The sequence below is a fragment of the Pseudomonas sp. H2_D02 genome (assembly GCF_054677635.1).
In genome coordinates this window covers 5,012,277-5,031,587 of record NZ_CP162816.1, presented here as the reverse complement: position 1 = coordinate 5,031,587, position 19,311 = coordinate 5,012,277, and the positions used below count along the sequence as shown (strand labels likewise).

The following is a 19,311-nucleotide window of genomic DNA, read 5'->3' as shown; positions in this document are numbered from 1 at the left end:
ATCCCCTGTGGGAGCGAGCTTGCTTGCGATGGCGATCCAACATGCGCTGAAGTTTTATCGCTGGTGAACCAACCTCCCAGCCGCATAAGTCTGCGCGACCGTCCGGTCATCCCCCAGCGTCATCAACACGAACAACCGCTCGGCAATGTCCTTGGCCTGCTTGAGGCGATAGCTCAACAGCGGCGTCGCGTTGTAGTCCAGCACCAGGAAATCCGCATCGGTTCCTGGCTGCAACGTCCCGATCTTTTCCTCCAGGCGCAAGGCCCGGGCGCCGCCGAGGGTGGCCAGGTACAGCGACTTGAACGGACTCAGCCGCGCGCCTTGCAACTGCATGACCTTGTAGGCTTCGTTCAAGGTGTGCAGCAGCGAAAAACTGGTGCCACCGCCCACGTCCGTGCCCAACCCTACGTTCACCTTGTGCTTCTCCGCCATCGGCAGGTTGAACAGCCCGCTGCCCAGGAACAGGTTCGAGGTCGGGCAGAAGGCAATGGCCGAACCGGTCTGCGCCAGGCGCGCGCACTCGTCGTCGCACAGGTGCACGCCGTGGGCGAACACCGAGCGTTCGCCGAGCAGTTGGTAGTGGTCGTAGACGTCCAGATAACCCTTGCGCTCCGGGAACAGATCCTTGACCCATTGCACTTCCTGCAGGTTTTCACTGATGTGGGTCTGCATGTACAGGTCCGGGTATTCGCTGAGCAATTGGCCGGCCAGGCTCAGTTGTTCCGGGGTGCTGGTCGGTGCGAAGCGCGGGGTCACGGCGTAGTGCAGGCGGCCCTTGCCGTGCCAGCGCTCGATCAGCGCCTTGCTCTCGGTGTAGCTGGATTCGGCGGTGTCGACCAGATAGTCGGGGGCGTTGCGATCCATCATCACTTTGCCGGCGATCATCCGCAGGTCGAGTTTCTCGGCCACTTCAAAAAACGCGTTCACCGATTGCGGGTGCACGCTGCCGAACACCAGGGCGGTGGTGGTGCCGTTGCGCAGCAGTTCCTTGATGAAAATATCCGCCACTGTCTCGGCATGGGCCTTGTCGGCGAATTGGCTTTCGCAGGGGAAGGTGTAGGTGTTGAGCCAATCCAGCAGTTGCTCTCCATACGCGCCGACCATGCCGGTTTGCGGCAGATGGATGTGGGTGTCGATGAAGCCCGGGGTGATCAGCGCGTCCTGGTAATGCGTGATCTCGATGTCCGCCGCCAGGGTCGGCAGCAGGTCGCTGGCGTGGCCGATGGCACTGATCTGGCCGTTTTCCACCACCAGCAGGCCGTCTTCGAAATACTCATGGGACGCCTCGATGCCCACCTCGGCCGGGTCGGCGAGACTGTGGAGCAGGGCGGCGCGGTAGGCTTTGCGTGTCAGGGGCATGGTTTGTCTCGTTAAAAAAGATTAACGCTGGCTGCGGCGCGAAACCGGCAGCAACTTGGCAATCGGTTCGGCGCGTGAGGTGTGCTGGCCGAAATCCGCGTTATAGGTGGCGATGATTTCGCCAGCGATGGAGATGGCGATTTCCACAGGCAACTTGCCTTTGACTTCGCCGATGCCCATCGGGCAACGCATGCGTTGCAGGGTGCCGCTGTCGAAGCCGCGATCCCGCAGGCGGTGTTCGAACTTGACCCGCTTGGTCTTCGAGCCGATCAGGCCGAAGTAGGCAAAGTCGTTGCGCTTGAGGATCGCGGCGCTCAGTTCCAGGTCGAGTTGGTGATTGTGGGTCATGACGATGCAGTAGCTGCCGGTGGGCAACTCGTCGACTTCATCCAGCGGGTCTTCGGTGATGATTTTGCGCACGCCATGGGGCAGGTGCTCGGGAAACTCGGCTTCCCGCGAGTCGATCCAGCGCACCCGGCACGGCAGGCTCGCCAGCAACGGCACCAGGGCGCGGCCGACGTGGCCGGCGCCGAACACGGCGATCTGCGCCTGGACCTGGCCCATGGGTTCGAACAGCAGCACGGTCACGCCGCCGCAGCACTGGCCAAGGCTGGCGCCGAGGCTGAAGCGCTCCAGATGGGTGTTCTGCTGGCCGCTGGCGAGCATCCGCCGAGCGATCTCCATAGCCTTGTATTCCAAGTGTCCGCCACCAATGGTGTCGAACGCCTGGCTGGCGCTAACGACCATCTTCGAGCCGGCGTTGCGCGGCGTGGAGCCGAGCTCCTCGATGATTGTCACGAGCACGCAGGATTCACCGCGGGTCTGCAGGTCGGCGAGGGCGCTGATCCAGTTGTACATATTCACCTCGACATCTCTCTTGTCTGTCCGGCCGCTTTCGCGAGCAAGCTCGCTCCCACATTGGATTGCGGTCCCCTGTGGGAGCGAGCTTGCTCGCGATAGCAGCGCCGCGGTCTAAAGCGAAGCCAACTCGGTTTCAGCTTCCCCTACCTGCACCACCCTCAACCCGCGCATCTGCTCACACCCCCACAACACCCGCTCCGGCGTCGCCGGCGCGTCGATCTTCGGTTGATGCTGGTAATCCCCGAGGCTCGCCACGGCGTCCTTGATGGCGCACCACGCGGCGATGCCGAGCATGAACGGCGGCTCGCCGACGGCCTTGGAGTGGAATACCGTGTCTTCGGGGTTCTTGCGGTTTTCCACCAACTTGACCCGCAAATCCAAAGGCATGTCAGCGACGGCGGGGATCTTGTAGCTGGCCGGGCCGTTGGTCATCAGCTTGCCCTTGTCGTTCCACACCAGCTCTTCCATGGTCAGCCAGCCCATGCCCTGGATGAAACCGCCCTCGACCTGGCCGATGTCGATGGCCGGGTTCAGCGAGGCGCCGACGTCGTGGAGGATGTCGGTGCGCAGCATCTTGTACTCGCCGGTGAGGGTGTCGACGATCACTTCGGCACACGCCGCGCCGTAGGCGTAGTAATAGAACGGCCGACCACGGGCCTGGCTGCGGTCGTAGTAGATTTTCGGGGTCTTGTAGAAGCCGGTGCTCGACAGCGAGACCTGGGCGAAATACGCCTGTTGCACCAGCGCCTCGAAGGTCAGGATGTGATCGCGCACCCGCACGTGGCCGTTGTGGAATTCCACGTCTTCTTCACTGACCTTGTACTGTCGCGCGGCGAATTCCACCATGCGCCGCTTGATGGTTTCGGCGGCATTCTGCGCAGCCTTGCCGTTCAGGTCGGCACCGCTCGAGGCCGCGGTCGGCGAGGTGTTCGGCACCTTGTCGGTGTTGGTCGCGGTGATCTGCACACGGTCCATTTCCACCTGGAACACCTCGGCCACTACCTGTGCGACCTTGGTGTTCAAGCCCTGGCCCATTTCCGTGCCGCCATGGTTGAGGTGGATGCTGCCGTCGGTGTACACGTGGATCAACGCGCCGGCCTGGTTGAGGAAGCTGGCGGTGAACGAAATGCCGAACTTCACCGGCGTCAGCGCCAGGCCTTTCTTCAGGATCGGGCTGTTGGCGTTGTAGCGGCGGATCGCTTCGCGGCGCTCGGCGTATTGGCTGCTTTGTTCAAGCTCGGCGGTCATCTCTTCGAGCATGTTGTGCTCGACGGTCTGGTAGTAATGCGTGACGTTGCGCTCGGTCTTGCCGTAATAGTTGGCCTTGCGCACCGCCAGCGGATCGAGCCCCAGGTGGCGGGCGATGGCGTCCATCACTTCTTCGATGGCGACCATGCCTTGGGGGCCGCCGAAACCCCGGTAGGCGGTGTTTGACGCGGTGTTGGTCTTGCAGCGATGGCCGTTGATGGTCGCGTCGCCCAGGTAGTAGGCGTTGTCGGCATGGAACATCGCCCGGTCGACGATCGAGGCCGACAGGTCCGGCGAGCAGCCACAGTTGCCGGCCAATTCAAGAGCGATGCCATGCAGGCGCCCGGTGCTGTCGAAGCCGACGTCATATTCGATGTAGAAGGGGTGGCGCTTGCCGGTCATCAGCATGTCTTCGACCCGGGGCAGGCGCATCTTGGTGGGCTGGCCGGTGAGGTGCGCGATGACCGCGCACAGGCACGCCGGGCTGGCGGCCTGGGTTTCCTTGCCGCCAAAGCCGCCGCCCATGCGGCGCATGTCGACCACGACCTTATTCATCGACACACCGAGCACTTCGGCCACCAGCTTCTGCACTTCGGTGGGGTTCTGGGTCGAGCAGTAGACGATCATGCCGCCGTCTTCAGTCGGCATCACCGAAGAAATCTGGGTTTCCAGGTAAAAGTGCTCCTGGCCGCCGATGTGCAGCGAGCCCTGGATGCGATGCTCGGCACTCGCCAATGCGGTGGTTGAATCACCGCGCTGGTGGGTGTGGCTGTCGAGCACGAAGTGCCGCTTGCGCAGCGCCTCGACCACGTCCAGCACCGGTTCGAGGTCTTCGTATTCGATGATCGCGGCCATGGCCGCCTTGCGTGCGGTCTCAAGGTCCTTGGCCGCGACGGCTAGCACCGGTTGGCCGACGAACTGCACGTCATCGATCGCCAGCAGCGGGTCGCCGGGCAGCAACGGGCCGATGTCCTTCAGGCCGGGAATGTCCTGGTGGGTAATGGCGATGCGCACGCCTTCGAAGGCGTAGCAGGGCGCGGTGTCGATGCGCAGGATTCGCGCGTGGGCGCGGTCCGACAGCCGCGCATAGACGTGCAACTGGTTCGGGAATTCCAGGCGGTCATCGATGTACTGCGCCTCGCCAGACACGTGCTTGGCAGCGCTGTCGTGCTTGACGCTGCGGCCCACGCCGGTCGTCAGGTCGCGGGCGAACAGCTCCGCGAGTTCAGCTTGGCTCTTCTCTACGGCGTGATGATTAGACATAAGCGGTCACCCGAGTCTCGATGTGCGGGGTTTGCAGTTCGATGAAGTATTTGCGCAGCAGGTTGCGGGCGCTGAGCAGGCGGTATTCCTTGCTGGCGCGGAAGTCCGAGAGCGGCGTGAAGTCCTCTGCCAGGGCGAGGCAGGCGCGTTCGACGGTGCTGTTCTTCCATGGCGCGCCGATCAGGACGGCTTCGCAATGCTTGGCGCGCTTGGGTGTGGCTGCCATGCCGCCGAAGGCGACGCGAGCGTCCTGGACTACGCCGTTTTCGATGCGCAGATTGAATGCCCCACAGACGGCGGAAATGTCATCGTCCAGCCGTTTGGAAACCTTGTAGGCGCGGAACGCCTGCTCGGCGCTGGCCCGGGGCACGATGATCTTTTCGATGAATTCGCTTTCCTGCCGGGCGGTGACCCGGTAATCGAGAAAATAGTCTTCCAGGGCCAGGGTGCGACGGACCTGGCCTTTGCACAGGATAATCTGCGCGCCGAGGGCGATCAGCAGGGGCGGCGAGTCGCCAATCGGCGAGGCGTTGCCGATGTTACCGCCCAGGGTGCCCTGGTTGCGGATCTGCAACGAGGCGAAGCGCTGGAGCAATTCGCCGAAATCCGGGTATTCGGCTTGCAAGGCTTCGTAGCAATCGGAAAGCGGGGTGGCGGCGCCGATTTCCAGGCGATCGTCGAAACGCTCGATGCGCTTGAGTTCGGCGACGTTGCCGACGTAGATCATCACCGGCAGGGTGCGATGAAATTGCGTGACTTCCAGGGCCAGGTCGGTGCCGCCGGCCAGCAGCCGCGCTTGCGGATAGGCGTCGTAGAGATCGGCCAGGTCCGCCACGGTCAGCGGCACCAGGCAGCGCTTGTCGCCGCTGTTGAGTTCGCCGGTTTCGGTCGGCGCGATGGCTTTCAGGCGGGCAATGGTCTCGGCCTCACGGGCGTCGAACTGATCTGGCTGCTTGCCGCAACAGGCCTGCTCGGCGGCCGCCAGGATCGGCCGGTAGCCTGTGCAGCGGCACAGGTTGCCGGCCAGGGCTTCGTGGGCCTTGTGAGCGTCGGCTTGCTCGCTGTTCTTCTGCAGGGCGAACAGCGACATGACGAAGCCCGGCGTGCAGAAACCGCATTGCGAACCATGGCAATCGACCATCGCCTGCTGGACGCTGTGCAGTTGGCCGTTGTGCTTGAGGTCTTCGACGCTGATCAGTTGCTTGCCGTGCAGGGACGAGACGAATGTCAGGCATGAATTGAGGCTGCGATAGCGAACGCATTCGCGGCCATTCGCATCCGTGTCCAATTCGGCCACCACCACCGTGCACGCACCGCAGTCGCCGCTGGCGCAGCCTTCCTTGGTGCCGGGTTTACCAACGTGTTCGCGCAGATAGTCGAGCACGGTCAGGTTCGGGTCCAGGGCATGCTCGCTACGGAGTTCCTGGTTGAGTAAAAACTGGATCACGGAAGGCCTCGCAGATTCATTATTGTTGTATCGACGTGGGCTGAATTTAGCAGTTCTGACTTTTCGGTCAATGATTTTCTGACTTAAGGGTCAAGAAAATCCATTCGGTCGATGAACAACGATCTATGGACACTGTAGAACCCTGTGGGAGCCGAGCTTGCTCGCGATGGCGGCGATACATTCAGTATGGATGCAAGCTGACAGACCGCTATCGCGAGCAAGCTCGCTCCCACGGGTTTCGCTTCAGGGCAAACTCCTTAACTTTTTTGCTTATATCGTGCCAAAAACCCGGTGCAGGCCCTGCGCCATGACGTATCGAGTGCGCTACACTGCGCCGCTTGTGCAGATCTAAGAGTTTGAAGGACAACCATGACGTTCAAGGCCCCGGACAGCCTCGCCGAGCAAATCGCCCACCATCTCGCCGAGCGCATCATTCGCGGCGAAATGAAGCCGGGAGAGCGCATCCAGGAGCAGAAGGTCACGCTGGCGCTCAATGTCAGCCGTGGTTCGGTCCGTGAGGCCTTGCTGATCCTGGAGCGACGCCATTTGATCGCGATCCTGCCGCGCCGTGGGGCGCATGTCACCGAGTTGACCGAACACAACGTGCGTAGCCTCTGTGCGCTGATGAGCGAGCTGTACATCCTGCTGGGCAACGCCGTGGCCCATGGTTGGAAAGAACAGGCCGACATGGCACCGTTCGTCGCGATCCAGCAGCGCCTCAACGACGCCTACGCGCGTCAGGACATCCGCACCTTCGTCGATGAAAGCTTCAGCGTGATGCGCGCCGCGTATCCCTTTGCCAACAATCCATACCTGCAGGAAACCGTCGAGAACCTGCAGCCGGCCATGAGCCGCGCCTACTTCCTGGCCCTGGAGCAGCGCAAGGCTGAAATGAGCGAATTCCTCGACCTGTTCCAGCGCCTGCTCGTCGCGGTGCTGGCCCGTGATTTGCCACAGATCCGCATCGTGCTGACGGCCTACGCCCAGCGCAGTTGCGATCTGGTGGTTTCAGCCCTGACGAAGGCCTGAACATGCGCCTCAAGTGCATCAAGCTGGCGGGGTTCAAATCTTTCGTCGACCCGACCACGGTGAACTTCCCCAGCAACATGGCGGCAGTGGTCGGGCCCAATGGCTGCGGCAAGTCGAACATCATCGATGCCGTGCGCTGGGTGATGGGCGAAAGCTCGGCGAAGAACCTGCGCGGCGAGTCGATGACCGACGTCATCTTCAATGGCTCCACCAGTCGCAAGCCGGTAAGCCAGGCGAGCATCGAGCTGGTGTTCGATAACTCTGACGGCACGCTGATTGGCGAGTACGCGGCCTACGCGGAAATTTCCATTCGGCGCAAAGTGACCCGCGACAGCCAGAACAGTTATTTCCTCAACGGCGCCAAGTGCCGACGTCGGGACATTACCGACATCTTCCTGGGTACCGGCCTGGGCCCGCGCAGCTATTCGATCATCGAACAGGGCATGATCTCCAAGCTGATCGAGGCCAAGCCCGAGGACCTGCGCAATTTCATCGAGGAAGCCGCCGGAATCTCCAAGTACAAGGAGCGGCGCCGCGAGACCGAAAACCGCATCCGTCGAACCCACGAAAACCTCGCCCGCCTGACCGACCTTCGCGAAGAACTCGAGCGCCAACTCGAACGCCTGCACCGCCAGGCCGAAGCCGCGAAGAAATACCAGGAATACAAAGGCGAGGAGCGCCAGCTCAAGGCCCAGCTATCGGCCCTGCGCTGGCAGGCGTTGGACGAGCAGGTTGGCCAGCGCGAGGCGATCATTGGCAACCAGGAAGTCAGTTTCGAAGCGCTGGTGGCCGAACAACGCAACGCCGATGCCGCCATCGAGCGCCTTCGCGATGGGCACCACGAACTGTCCGAACGCTTCAATCTGGTGCAAGGGCGTTTCTATTCGGTGGGCGGTGACATTGCCCGGGTCGAACAAAGCATCCAGCACGGTCAGCAACGCTTGCGCCAGTTGCAGGATGATTTGAAGGAAGCCGAGCGCGCGCGCCTGGAAACCGAATCGCACCTGGGCCATGACCGCACCTTGTTGCTGACCCTTGGTGAAGAACTGGAACGGCTCACCCCGGAGCAGGAACTCACCAGCGCCGCCGCCGAAGAGGCGGCCGCAGCGTTGGAGGAAGCCGAGCTGACCATGCACGGCTGGCAGGAGCAGTGGGACAGCTTCAACCTGACCTCCGCCGAGCCACGGCGCCAGGCTGAAGTCCAGCAGTCGCGCATCCAGCAATTGGAAACCAGCATGGAGCGCCTGGCCGAGCGTCAACGGCGTCAGTCCGAAGAGCGTGCATTGCTCGCGGCAGATCCGGAGGACGCCGCCATCCTGGAGCTGGGCGAGCAACTCGCCACCAGCGAAGCCACGCTCGAAGACTTGCAGGCCAGCGAAGACGCCCAGGTCGAACGCCTCGAACAACTGCGCCAAGCCTTGCAACTGGCCCTGCAGAACCAGCAACAGGCCCAGGGCGAATTGCAGCGTCTCAACGGCCGCCTGGCCTCGTTGGAAGCCTTGCAACAGGCAGCGTTGGACCCGGGCACCGGCACTGCCGAATGGCTGCGCGACCAGCATCTGGCCGAGCGTCCGCGCCTGGCCGAAGGGTTGAAGGTCGATGCCGGTTGGGAGTTGGCGGTGGAAACCGTACTGGGTGCCGACCTTCAAGCGGTGCTGGTCGATGATTTCGCCGGCTTCGACCTTTCCGGCTTCAGCCAAGGCGATCTGCGCCTGCTCAGCCCGGCCGGCGACGGCGTGCGGGTGCCGGGCAGCCTGTTGGACAAAGTCGAGGCCCAAGTCGATCTGTCGCCCTGGCTGGGGCAGGTCAAGCCAGTGGACAGCCTGGAGCAGGCCTTGGCCTTGCGCGGGCAACTGGCGGTCGGCGAAAGCCTGATCAGTCGTGACGGGTATTGGGTCGGCCGGCATTTCCTGCGTGTGCGCCGGGCCAGCGAAGCGGAGAGCGGCATGCTCGCCCGCGGACAGGAAATCCAGCGCCTGGGCGCCGAGCGCGAAGAGCGCGAGGCCAGCGTCGAAGCGCTGGAAACCGAATTGCAGAACCTGCGGGCGCAACAGCGTCAACAGGAAAACGGTCGCGAACATTTGCGTCGGCTGTTACAGGACGAAGCGCGCCAGCAGGGCGAACTCAAGGCGCAGCTGTCCGTGCCGGCAAGGCCAAGGTCGAACAATTGGCCCTGCGCCGCACCCGTCTGGACGAAGAAATCGCCGAGTTGGGCGAGCAGCGGGCGCTGGAACACGAGCAGATCGGCGAGGCGCGCCTGCAATTGCAGGAAGCCCTTGATGCGATGGCGCTGGATACCGAGCAGCGTGAATTACTGCTGGCCCAGCGCGACAGCCTGCGCGAACGCCTCGACCGCGTGCGCCAGGAAGCGCGCCAGCACAAGGATCATGCTCATCAACTGGCGGTACGCCTGGGCTCGCTCAAGGCGCAATACGATTCCACCCGCCAGGCCTTGGAGCGCCTGGAAATGCAGTCCGAGCGCCTGACTGAAAAGCGCGAACAGTTGAGCCTCAACCTGGAGGAGGGCGAGGCGCCGCTGGAAGAGCTGCGCCTCAAGCTTGAAGAATTGCTCGACAAACGCATGAGCGTCGACGAAGAGCTCAAGACCGCGCAGATCGCCCTGGAAGACGCCGACCGCGAATTGCGCGATGCCGAGAAGCGCCGCAGCCAGGCCGAGCAGCAATCGCAACTGATCCGTGGCCAGATGGAACAGCAGCGCATGGAGTGGCAAGCCCTGACCGTGCGCCGCAAGGCCTTGCAGGACCAACTGCTGGAGGACGGCTACGACCTCAACGGCGTACTCGCGACCCTGGTGGCGGGGGCGAACGAGAAGGACGCCGAGGAAGAGCTTGAGCGCATTGCCCAGCGCATCCAGCGCCTGGGCGCGATCAACCTGGCCGCAATCGACGAATACCAGCAGCAGTCCGAGCGCAAGCGCTACCTGGATGCCCAGAACGACGATCTGGTGGAGGCGCTGGAGACCCTGGAAAACGTCATCCGCAAGATCGACAAGGAAACCCGCAACCGCTTCAAGGATACCTTTGATCAGATCAATGGCGGTTTGCAGGCACTTTTCCCAAAAGTTTTCGGTGGCGGCAGCGCCTATTTGGAACTGACGGGCGAAGATCTACTCGATACTGGGGTGACAATCATGGCGCGTCCTCCCGGCAAGAAGAACAGCACCATTCATTTGCTCTCCGGCGGTGAAAAAGCGTTGACGGCACTGGCCCTGGTCTTTGCCATTTTCAAACTGAACCCGGCGCCGTTCTGCATGCTCGACGAAGTCGACGCGCCGTTGGACGACGCCAACGTAGGCCGTTACGCACGGCTGGTGAAGGAGATGTCTGAAACAGTGCAGTTCATCTACATCACCCACAACAAGATCGCCATGGAGATGGCTGATCAACTGATGGGGGTGACCATGCATGAGCCAGGTTGTTCGCGACTGGTGGCGGTGGATGTGGAGGAGGCCATGGCCATGGTGGACGCCTGAACAAGGTTGTAGGGCTTCTACTTCGAACGCCGTAGGTGTTTTTACCCTTGGGGCTGATGTTCAATTCACAGATTGGGCACAAGCCTATGCGACAGACGGTGTAAAGTTGTCTTTGGTCGTGCTAGTTTAATGTCAATTTTTCGTATGCGTGGGCAAAACGCCATTCAGAACATAGAGTTGGCGCCACGTTTTAAAGCGGTTTGCAAATAGCTAAGCCCCTTATTTTTCAGCATTTTTATAGAGGCACGGGATTACATGGAAATCGGTCTGCGCGAGTGGCTGATCGTCATCGGCATCATTGTCATTGCCGGTATTCTTTTCGACGGCTGGCGTCGCATGCGCGGCGGCAAGGGGAAACTCAAGTTTCGCCTGGATCGCAGCCTGTCGAACCTGCCGGATGAAGATGACAGCGCCGAACTGCTTGGCCCGCCCAGGGTGCTCGACACCCACAAGGAGCCCCAGCTGGACGAGCATGACCTGCCGTCGATGAGCGCGCCTGCACGTGAGCCACGAGAGTCGGGTTCCAAGCGCGGCAAGCGCAACAGCGAGCCTTCCCAGGGCGACTTGAACCTGAACCTGGACTTGGATGGCGGCCCGGGCTTCAGCAGCCGTGATGGCGATTTCCCGGACGAGAGCAAGCCTTCCAGTGCCGACAAGGAACAGGCCCAGGCCGAAGAAGTGCTGGTGATCAGCGTGATCTGCCGCGACCCGGCCGGCTTCAAGGGCCCGGCGCTGCTGCAGAACATCCTCGAGAGCGGCCTGCGCTTTGGCGAAATGGACATTTTCCATCGCCACGAAAGCATGGCCGGCAATGGCGAGGTGTTGTTCTCCATGGCCAACGCGGTCAAGCCTGGGGTGTTCGACCTCGACGACATCGACCACTTCAGCACCCCGGCGGTGAGCTTCTTCCTCGGCTTGCCAGGCCCTCGCCATCCCAAGCAGGCCTTTGACGTGATGGTCGCCGCGGCGCGCAAGCTGTCCCAGGAGCTCAACGGTGAATTGAAGGATGACCAGCGCAGCGTGCTGACCGCCCAGACGATCGAGCATTACCGCCAGCGCATCGTCGAATTCGAGCGCCGCGCGCTGACCCAGAAGCGCTGAGGCCAAAGATCGCTGGCTCCTACGGCAGCTCCTACGGCTCCTACGGGGCCCGCAGCGACCTAAGTATTGAGAATGAGCAGCCCAGGCTGCTCTTTTGCTTTATGAGAGAACACCATGAACGCCGTTGAAACCCGCATCCTAGAGCTGCGCGCCGAGCTGGATCAGCATAACTATCGTTACCATGTACTCGATGAACCGAGCATCCCGGACGCCGAATACGACCGCCTGTTCCACGAACTCAAGGCCCTGGAAGAGCAGCACCCGGAACTGGTGACCAGCGACTCCCCGACCCAGCGAGTCGGCAGCATGGCGCTGTCGGCGTTCAGCCAGGTGCGGCATGAGATCCCGATGCTCAGCCTGGGCAACGCGTTCGACGAAACCACCCTGCGTGAATTCGATCGGCGCGTGACAGAAGGCCTTGACCTGCCCCTGGGCGATTTGCTCGGCGGCGGTGCGGCGGTGGAATACAGTTGTGAACCGAAGCTCGATGGTTTGGCGGTCAGCCTGTTGTACCAGGACGGCATGTTGGTGCGCGGTGCCACGCGCGGTGACGGCACCACGGGCGAGGACATCAGCGTCAACGTGCGCACGGTGCGCAATATTCCCCTCAAGCTGCAGGGCAGCGGTTGGCCGCCGGTGCTGGAAGTGCGCGGCGAGGTGTACATGTCCAAGGCCGGTTTCGAGCGCCTCAATGCCACGCAACTGGAAGCGGGCGGCAAGACGTTCGCCAATCCGCGTAATGCGGCGGCGGGTAGCCTGCGCCAGCTCGACTCGAGAATCACGGCCAACCGTCCCCTTGAGTTCTGTTGCTATGGCATCGGCCAGGTGACATCGGACATCGCCGACACCCACATCGGTAACCTCAAGCAACTCAAGGCCTGGGGCATGCCCATCAGCCGTGAGCTGAAGCTGGCCCACGGCATCGACGAATGCCTGGATTACTACCGCGACATCGGCGAGCGACGCAATTCGCTGCCCTACGAAATCGACGGCGTGGTGTTCAAGGTCAACAGCATCGCCTCCCAGCGCGAGTTGGGTTTTCGTGCCCGCGAGCCGCGCTGGGCCATCGCCCATAAATTCCCCGCCAGCGAAGAACTCACCGAATTGCTCGACGTCGAGTTCCAGGTCGGCCGTACCGGTGCTGTCACACCCGTGGCGCGGCTCAAACCCGTCAAGGTGGCTGGCGTGACGGTGGCCAATGCCACGTTGCACAACATGGACGAAGTGGCGCGCCTGGGTCTGATGATCGGCGACACGGTGATCATTCGCCGCGCCTAGGCGACGTGATCCCGCAGGTGGTGCAAGTCGTCACCGAGCGCCGTCCGGACGATGCTCGCCCGGTGGAGGTGCCGCGGCTGTGTCCGGTTTGCGGTTCCCATGTCGAACGTACGCAACTGATCAAGCGCAGCAAGGGACGTGAGACCGTCAGCGAAGGCGCGGTGTACCGCTGCGTCGGTCGCCTGGCTTGTGGCGCGCAACTCAAGCAGGCGATCATCCATTTCGTCTCGCGGCGGGCGATGGATATCGAAGGCCTGGGCGAAAAAAGTGTCGAGCAGTTGGTGGATGAAGGGCTGGTGGGGTCGCCTGCCGACCTGTATGCGCTGACGTTCGAGCAAGTCGTCGACCTGGAAGGCTTCGCCGAGCTATCGAGCAAGAATTTGCTGGCGGCCATCGTCGACAGCAAGCAGCCGAGCCTGGCGCGCTTCATCTACGCCCTCGGCATCCCGGACGTGGGCGAGGAGACCGCCAAGGTCCTGGCCCGCTCCCTCGGTTCGCTGGAGCGCGTGCAGGCGGCGTTGCCCCAAGTGCTGACGTACCTGCCGGATGTGGGGCTGGAGGTCGCCCATGAGATCCACAGCTTCTTTGAGGACCCGCACAATCGCCAGGTCATCAAGGATCTGCTGCGCCATGGCTTGGAAATTCAGGATCAGGGCGAGTTGGGCGCGGAGTTCTCTGCCAGCACGACCCTGGGCGGCTTCCTCGACAAGCTGCACATTCCTTCAGTCGGCCCGGGCGGCGCGCAGAAACTGGCGGACAAGTTCGGTTCCCTCGAAGCAGTCATGAACGCCGACTGGCTGGACATGCGCCAGGCGCTTCCGGAAAAACAGGCCAACGCCGTGCGCGAGTTCTTCGCTGTCGCTGCCAATCGAGAGCAGGCCTTGGCCGCAGAGAAGCAACTGCAGGATTTCGGCATGCACTGGCTGAGCGAGAAAAAGGTTGTCGAAGGCTTGCCCGAAGCAGGGCACACCTGGGTATTGACCGGTTCGTTGGAGCTGATGAGTCGCGACATAGCCAAGGACAAGTTGGAGAGCCTGGGGGCCAAGGTGGCTGGTTCCGTGTCGGCAAAGACCCACTGCGTGGTGGCCGGGCCGGGGGCGGGGTCGAAGTTGACCAAGGCTAATGAGCTGGGGCTCAAGGTGCTCGACGAACAAGCGTTTGTCGACTTTCTGAAGGGCCATGGCATCCCGGTCTGAGGGCGCTCGGCTTTTGTGGTGAGGGAGCAAGCTCCCTCGCCACGGTTTATCGGCGCTATGACCCAGTGTTTTGGAACGATCATGAACCTAAGGTGATCTAGTCTTGCAGGCTCCAGGGAGAGATCGCCATGTACCGCTTCTTCGAACAATTGAGCTCGCGCATCGCCGCGCCGTTCCTCGGTGACCGGTCACGCAACAGCAAGGTCTGGCCGTGCCGTTGCGGCCAGTCATTGTTCTTTCGCAACAGCCAATGCCTGGCTTGCCTGGCGGCGCTGGGCTACCAGCCGGAGCAGAGTCGCCTATCGTCCCTCCAGCCCGGCGAGCAGCCTGATACCTGGACATTGGATGCCGACCCGCAGGCCGGGCTGTTCCGCCGCTGCGCCAATCTCGATACCCCTGCGGCCTGCAACTGGCTGCTTCCCGCCAACGGACAAGACACGCTGTGCATCGCCTGCAGCTTGAACCGCACGATTCCTGACCTGTCGCTCCCGGAAAACCCCGAGCGCTGGGGCAAGGTTGAAACGGCCAAGCGCCGTCTGGTGGCGCAGTTGATCACCCTCGGCTTGCCGGTCATTCCCAAGACTGTCGACGACAACATCGGCCTGGCCTTCGATTTCATCGGCGTCGATCCCGACGGAAAACCGCCGACGACCGGGCACGCCAGTGGGCTTATCACGCTCGATATCAAAGAAGCCGACGATGCTCATCGCGAGCACGTGCGCCAGCAGATGCACGAGCCGTATCGCACCTTGCTCGGGCACTTTCGCCACGAGGTCGGCCATTACTATTGGGATCGGTTGATTGCCAACAGTCATTGGCTGGAACCGTTTCGCGCGTTGTTCGGCGATGAACGCGCCAGTTATTCCGAAGCTTTGGAGCGGCACTACCAACAAGGTGCGCCGCTGGATTGGCAAACCCACTACGTCAGTGCCTACGCCACCATGCATCCTTGGGAGGATTGGGCCGAGACCTGGGCTCATTACCTGCACATGATGGACGCGGTGGACACGGCGCTGGGCTTCGGCATGAGTGCGCGGGAAATGGATTTCGACTATCAGCCGTTCCCGCCCGACACCCTGTTTGACCCGGGGCATGCGGGTGGCACGGCGTTCCTGTCATTCGTCAACGCCTGGATCGAACTGGCGGGCATGCTCAACGAGCTGTCGCGCAGCATGGGCCAGCCGGATTTCTACCCGTTCGTCGTGCCGGCTGCGGTGATCACCAAACTGCATTTCATCCATCTGGTGATCCAGGAGGAGGGCGGTCGGGCGGATGAGGTGTTGTTGTAAGTGTCTGTGGAGGCCGGCTGCATCCTCGTTGAATGTGCCGACGCTTTCGCGAGCAGGCTCGCTCCCACACTGGCTGGCGGTTGTCCGCAGCTCTGACGTCCGGGCACAGAACCCCTGTGGGAGCGAGCTTGCTCGCGATAGCGGCCGGTCAGCCAACGTCATGCTGAACGTGCCGACACCCTCGCAGGCAAACCGGGATCCCATAGCAAGTGCTTGAACATCTTCAGTTTTTAATCCGCCACGAACGGTTGTAACTTCTTGTCAGATAGGTACAATGGCGCGGCTCGCCGTCAGGCGGGCGTCGTTATGGTGACCCCATCGGTCCCCCCGCAACGATTACCCGTGAACCTGGTCAGATCCGGAAGGAAGCAGCCACAGCGGGAACATTGTGTGCCGGGGTGTGGCTGGTGGGGTTGCCTCCATAACGCTCCAGGCCTTCGTTCGCAAGGTTTGCCAAACTCAAAATTTCTTGTTGTTTTGCTGATCGACACTGATCGGTGCTTTCTGCTGCCCTGGTTTTCGCGGACAAGGCAGCCGAGCGCCAACAAGGAGACCGAGACTTGCCGTTGGCACCCCCTGCTTCTATTTCACTGCATCAAGGCTTGGACAGCGCCTGGTCAACCGCCACGATCAGCTTCCCGAGGTCCTTCGGGGTGGCTTTGTGAATAATGTTGAACAGGTACGCCCGCTGCTCGTCTTCGTCGCCCATGTCGGCGAAGAATGCCTTGAGCGGGACATCCAGTGCGTCGGCAAACAGGAACAGGGCTTCGACACTCGGAGTGTAGGCGCCGGTTTCGAAGCGGCTGATGGTTTTCGGGTCGAAACCGGTTTTTTCGCCAAGTTCAGCCTGAGTGAGCCCCGCTACTTTGCGGTAGCGTCTGATGGCCGGACCCAGACTTGAAATTCGCATCGCTTAATTCCCATTCAGAATCAAGAACTTAACGATAGATCTTCGCATTAGGCAACCGCTCGTTCCATCACCTTGCTTTGCAAAATGTGATGCGTTTCGTAGAATCGGCCTTTGGCATGGGTATTTTAGTGACCTGCTTCAGGAGCCGGTGTGCAGGAAAGACCGGGGCTCGCGCTTCTTTTGCAGCGACACAGGGCGGGGCCTGGAGCTTTTCAGGTCGCACCGCCAGCGTCCATGCTCCAGCTTTCTCAAGGTATTTGAGCCTAGTTGATTTTCGCCTCTGCGGGGGCGGTGCAACCGTGCGCGACAAACGAGCCTGACTCATGGATGACTGCTTCGATGGATAAGAAGTACCGCAGGGCTGTTGACGCCGCCGCGATCTTTTCCGAAACCGATTTGAGCGGGCGCATCACTTACGTCAATGATCAATTCTGCAGCCTGTTTGGCTACGGTCGGGATGAGTTGCTGGGGGCAGACCACCGCGTGCTCAACTCGGGCCAACATCCCAGTGAGTTCTTCAGCGCCATGTGGCGCACCATCGTCTTGGGCAAGATCTGGAAGGGCGAGATCTGTAATCGGGCCAAGGATGGGGCGTTGCATTGGGTCGATACCACCCTGGTGCCGGTGATCGACGAAGCGACAGGGAAGATCAAGCGTTATCTGGCGATTCGTTTTGACGTCAGCGAGAAGCGTCGGTTGCTGCATTCCTTGCAATGGCGTGTCGGTCACGACGTGCTCACCGGCTTGCCCAATCGCACCTATTTATCCGAACTGCTGGACCAGGCCCTGGCGTTTTCCCGGGTGGAAAACCTGCCCTTGGCCGTGTGCATGCTCGACCTCGATGGCTTCAAGGCCGTCAACGACGGGTATGGCCATGCCAGTGGCGATCGGCTGCTGGTGGAAGTCGCCAGGCGCCTGCGCAGCATCGTGCGTGGCGAAGACGTCGTGGCGCGGCTGGCCGGGGATGAGTTCGTCCTGGTGTTGCGCCATGTGCGAGGGATGGACGAATTGCATGCGGCCTTGAACCGGGTCCTGATCGCGGTTTCCATGCCTTATGTCATCGACGGCAAGGCCATCAACGTCTTTGCCAGCATCGGCGTCACGCTGTCTCCGTGGGACAACGAGGACGCCGACACGCTGCTGCGCCACGCCGACCAGGCGATGTACGTGGCCAAGCAGAGCGGTCGCAATCGCTTCCATCTGTTCGACGTTTCCAGGGACAAGGAAGTGCGGGCCACGTACCAGACCGTAGAGCGGGTGCGGCAGGCGCTGGCCGACAATGAGTTGCGGTTGCATTTTCAGCCAAAGGTCAATATGCGCGATGGTGTGGTGGTCGGGCTCGAGGCCTTGTTGCGCTGGAAGCATCCGCAGCGAGGCCTGGTGCCGCCACGGGAATTCCTGCCGTTGGTGGAGGAAACCGATCTGATCGTCGACATCGGCGAATGGGTCATGGAACAGGTATTGACCCAGCTTCAACAATGGCAACGGACGGGACCGGGCTGGCCGGTCAGCATCAATATTTCGGCGCGGCATTTTCAGCGGGCGGACTTTGTCGAGCGGCTGCGGCAGGTACTGGAACGGCATCCGGCGGTGTCGCCGCGCATGCTCGACCTGCAAATCGTCGAGTCGGTGGCCGTGGAAAACCTGGCGCATGTCAGCGCTTGCCTCCAGGCGTGCCAGGCCTTGGGCGTGGGCTTTTCCCTGGGCGGCTTCGGTACGGGGAATTGTTCGCTCAACGACCTCAAGCACCTGCGCACGCAAACCATCAAGATCGACAAGACGTTCGTGCGCGATATTCTCAATGACCGGGACGACCTGGCCTTGACCGAAGCGGTGATCGGCCTTGCCCGGGCATTTGGTCGACAGGTGGTCGCGGAGGGATTGGACAGCCTGGAGCATGGGCAGCTCCTGTTGGACCTGGGTTGTGAAGTGGCCCAGGGTTATTTCATCGCCCGACCGATGCCCGCCAGGCAGATACCGGGCTGGGTCAAGACGTTTATTCCACCGTTCCAATGGCAGGCCCGGCCAGCCGATCAGAGCGAAGCGGCGCTGGCCTGCGACCCGTCACCGCGGCCGGTATAAAGCTGGATGATTGCGTCGATTTCCCCGGATGCCTTCATCTCCTGCAAGGTTTGCAGAATGCGTTGCACCGGGATGTTCGGGTCATTGCGCAGGTAACAGCTCAGTTGCTGTTCCTGGAGGACCGCGACTTCGTGCAATTGCCGGTCAGCGGTGTGGCGTTGGTTGAACCAGTCCAACGCCCATTGATTGCTGACCGCATAGTGATAACGTCCCGCCAGCAGCTTTGCCAGCACCTGGTCCTGGCTGCGTGCGTCGTCCCGCCGGAGATGGCCGTTGTCGAACAAAGGCTGAAGGGTAGGATACCTATAGCTGAGCACGGTGCCGATCGATTGCTGTGCCAGCGCCGCGGGGTTGATTTTCACCGGAGCGCTGGACGAGCCGACCAGTACATCGCGCTGAAAAAACAGCGGGACACTCCAAAGGTAGTCGGGCGCTTCGTGGTCCACCCAATCAGGCGAGACGTAACACCGCATGTCTATTTCACCGTGCTCCATGGCGCCATCGAGTCTCGCGCGGGAAAGCACGTGGAATTGCGCCGGCATGCCCACTCGGGTCGCCAGGCTGGTCATGATATCCGGCAGGATGCCCTGGGTTGGACGGCCCCTCTCTATCTGCACCATGGGCATGGCCCAGCCATCGGTAATGGCGAAGCGCAAGGGGACCTCTTCTGCGAAACATCCCGTTCCCAACAACAGCAAAGCCCCCATGGCCGAACGCATAAACTCTCCTGACTATACAAAAACGTGCCGACAATC

General features: G+C 61.7%; 10 protein-coding genes, 1 other RNA gene and 2 pseudogenes. 7 read left to right on the top strand and 6 right to left on the bottom strand.

Translation table 11 applies throughout. The annotated features are described in order from the left end of the window. Window positions 1-54: 54 nt before the first annotated feature. The 4 genes from guaD to xdhA form a co-directional block, all read right to left on the bottom strand. On the bottom strand, window positions 55-1,359 hold the full coding sequence (gene guaD / locus AB4N42_RS22905) for a guanine deaminase (protein ID WP_460115416.1): 1,305 nt from the start codon (window positions 1,357-1,359) through the stop codon (window positions 55-57). Between the two features lie 21 nt (window positions 1,360-1,380). After that, window positions 1,381-2,217: a xanthine dehydrogenase accessory protein XdhC gene (xdhC, locus tag AB4N42_RS22900; RefSeq protein ID WP_460115415.1), complete on the bottom strand. Its 837-nt coding sequence runs from the start codon at window positions 2,215-2,217 to the stop codon at window positions 1,381-1,383. Window positions 2,218-2,331: 114 nt separating this feature from the next. Then, window positions 2,332-4,731: a xanthine dehydrogenase molybdopterin binding subunit gene (gene xdhB, locus AB4N42_RS22895; protein WP_407684354.1), complete on the bottom strand. Its 2,400-nt coding sequence runs from the start codon at window positions 4,729-4,731 to the stop codon at window positions 2,332-2,334. Continuing rightward, entirely contained in the window at window positions 4,724-6,178 is a 1,455-nt protein-coding gene (gene xdhA / locus AB4N42_RS22890; protein WP_460115414.1) for a xanthine dehydrogenase small subunit, read from the bottom strand. The genes xdhB and xdhA overlap by 8 nt, the downstream gene beginning before the upstream one ends. Window positions 6,179-6,547: 369 nt before the next feature. Between xdhA and AB4N42_RS22885 the strand changes: the two genes are divergently transcribed. The 6 genes and pseudogenes from AB4N42_RS22885 (at window position 6,548) to ffs (ending at window position 15,977) form a co-directional block, all read left to right on the top strand. Further along, window positions 6,548-7,207, top strand: coding sequence for a GntR family transcriptional regulator (locus tag AB4N42_RS22885; RefSeq protein WP_030140880.1), 660 nt, complete (start codon window positions 6,548-6,550; stop codon window positions 7,205-7,207). Window positions 7,208-7,209: 2 nt separating this feature from the next. Next, window positions 7,210-10,700: pseudogene (gene smc, locus AB4N42_RS22880) on the top strand (chromosome segregation protein SMC). 255 nt (window positions 10,701-10,955) lie between these two features. Beyond that, window positions 10,956-11,801 (top strand): cell division protein ZipA, encoded by an 846-nt coding sequence (zipA, locus tag AB4N42_RS22875; protein ID WP_030140882.1) that lies wholly within the window; start codon window positions 10,956-10,958, stop codon window positions 11,799-11,801. A gap of 114 nt (window positions 11,802-11,915) precedes the next feature. Next, window positions 11,916-14,275 (top strand): annotated as a pseudogene (gene ligA / locus AB4N42_RS22870) (NAD-dependent DNA ligase LigA). Between the two features lie 128 nt (window positions 14,276-14,403). Further along, complete coding sequence (locus AB4N42_RS22865) at window positions 14,404-15,564, top strand: zinc-binding metallopeptidase family protein (RefSeq protein WP_030140884.1); 1,161 nt, start codon at window positions 14,404-14,406, stop codon at window positions 15,562-15,564. Between the two features lie 316 nt (window positions 15,565-15,880). Then, window positions 15,881-15,977: signal recognition particle sRNA small type (gene ffs, locus AB4N42_RS22860), an RNA gene on the top strand. A gap of 182 nt (window positions 15,978-16,159) precedes the next feature. Here ffs and AB4N42_RS22855 read toward each other — a convergent pair. Continuing rightward, window positions 16,160-16,474: a helix-turn-helix domain-containing protein gene (locus AB4N42_RS22855; protein WP_460115413.1), complete on the bottom strand. Its 315-nt coding sequence runs from the start codon at window positions 16,472-16,474 to the stop codon at window positions 16,160-16,162. A 339-nt stretch (window positions 16,475-16,813) separates the two neighbouring features. On the opposite strand from AB4N42_RS22855, the gene AB4N42_RS22850 reads away from it, so the two are divergent. Further along, window positions 16,814-18,556 (top strand): putative bifunctional diguanylate cyclase/phosphodiesterase, encoded by a 1,743-nt coding sequence (locus AB4N42_RS22850; protein ID WP_198797581.1) that lies wholly within the window; start codon window positions 16,814-16,816, stop codon window positions 18,554-18,556. Here the strand turns inward: AB4N42_RS22850 and AB4N42_RS22845 are convergent. After that, window positions 18,508-19,275: a substrate-binding periplasmic protein gene (locus tag AB4N42_RS22845; RefSeq protein WP_030140887.1), complete on the bottom strand. Its 768-nt coding sequence runs from the start codon at window positions 19,273-19,275 to the stop codon at window positions 18,508-18,510. The two genes, AB4N42_RS22850 and AB4N42_RS22845, sit on opposite strands and share 49 nt — an antisense overlap. Window positions 19,276-19,311 lie beyond the last annotated feature (36 nt).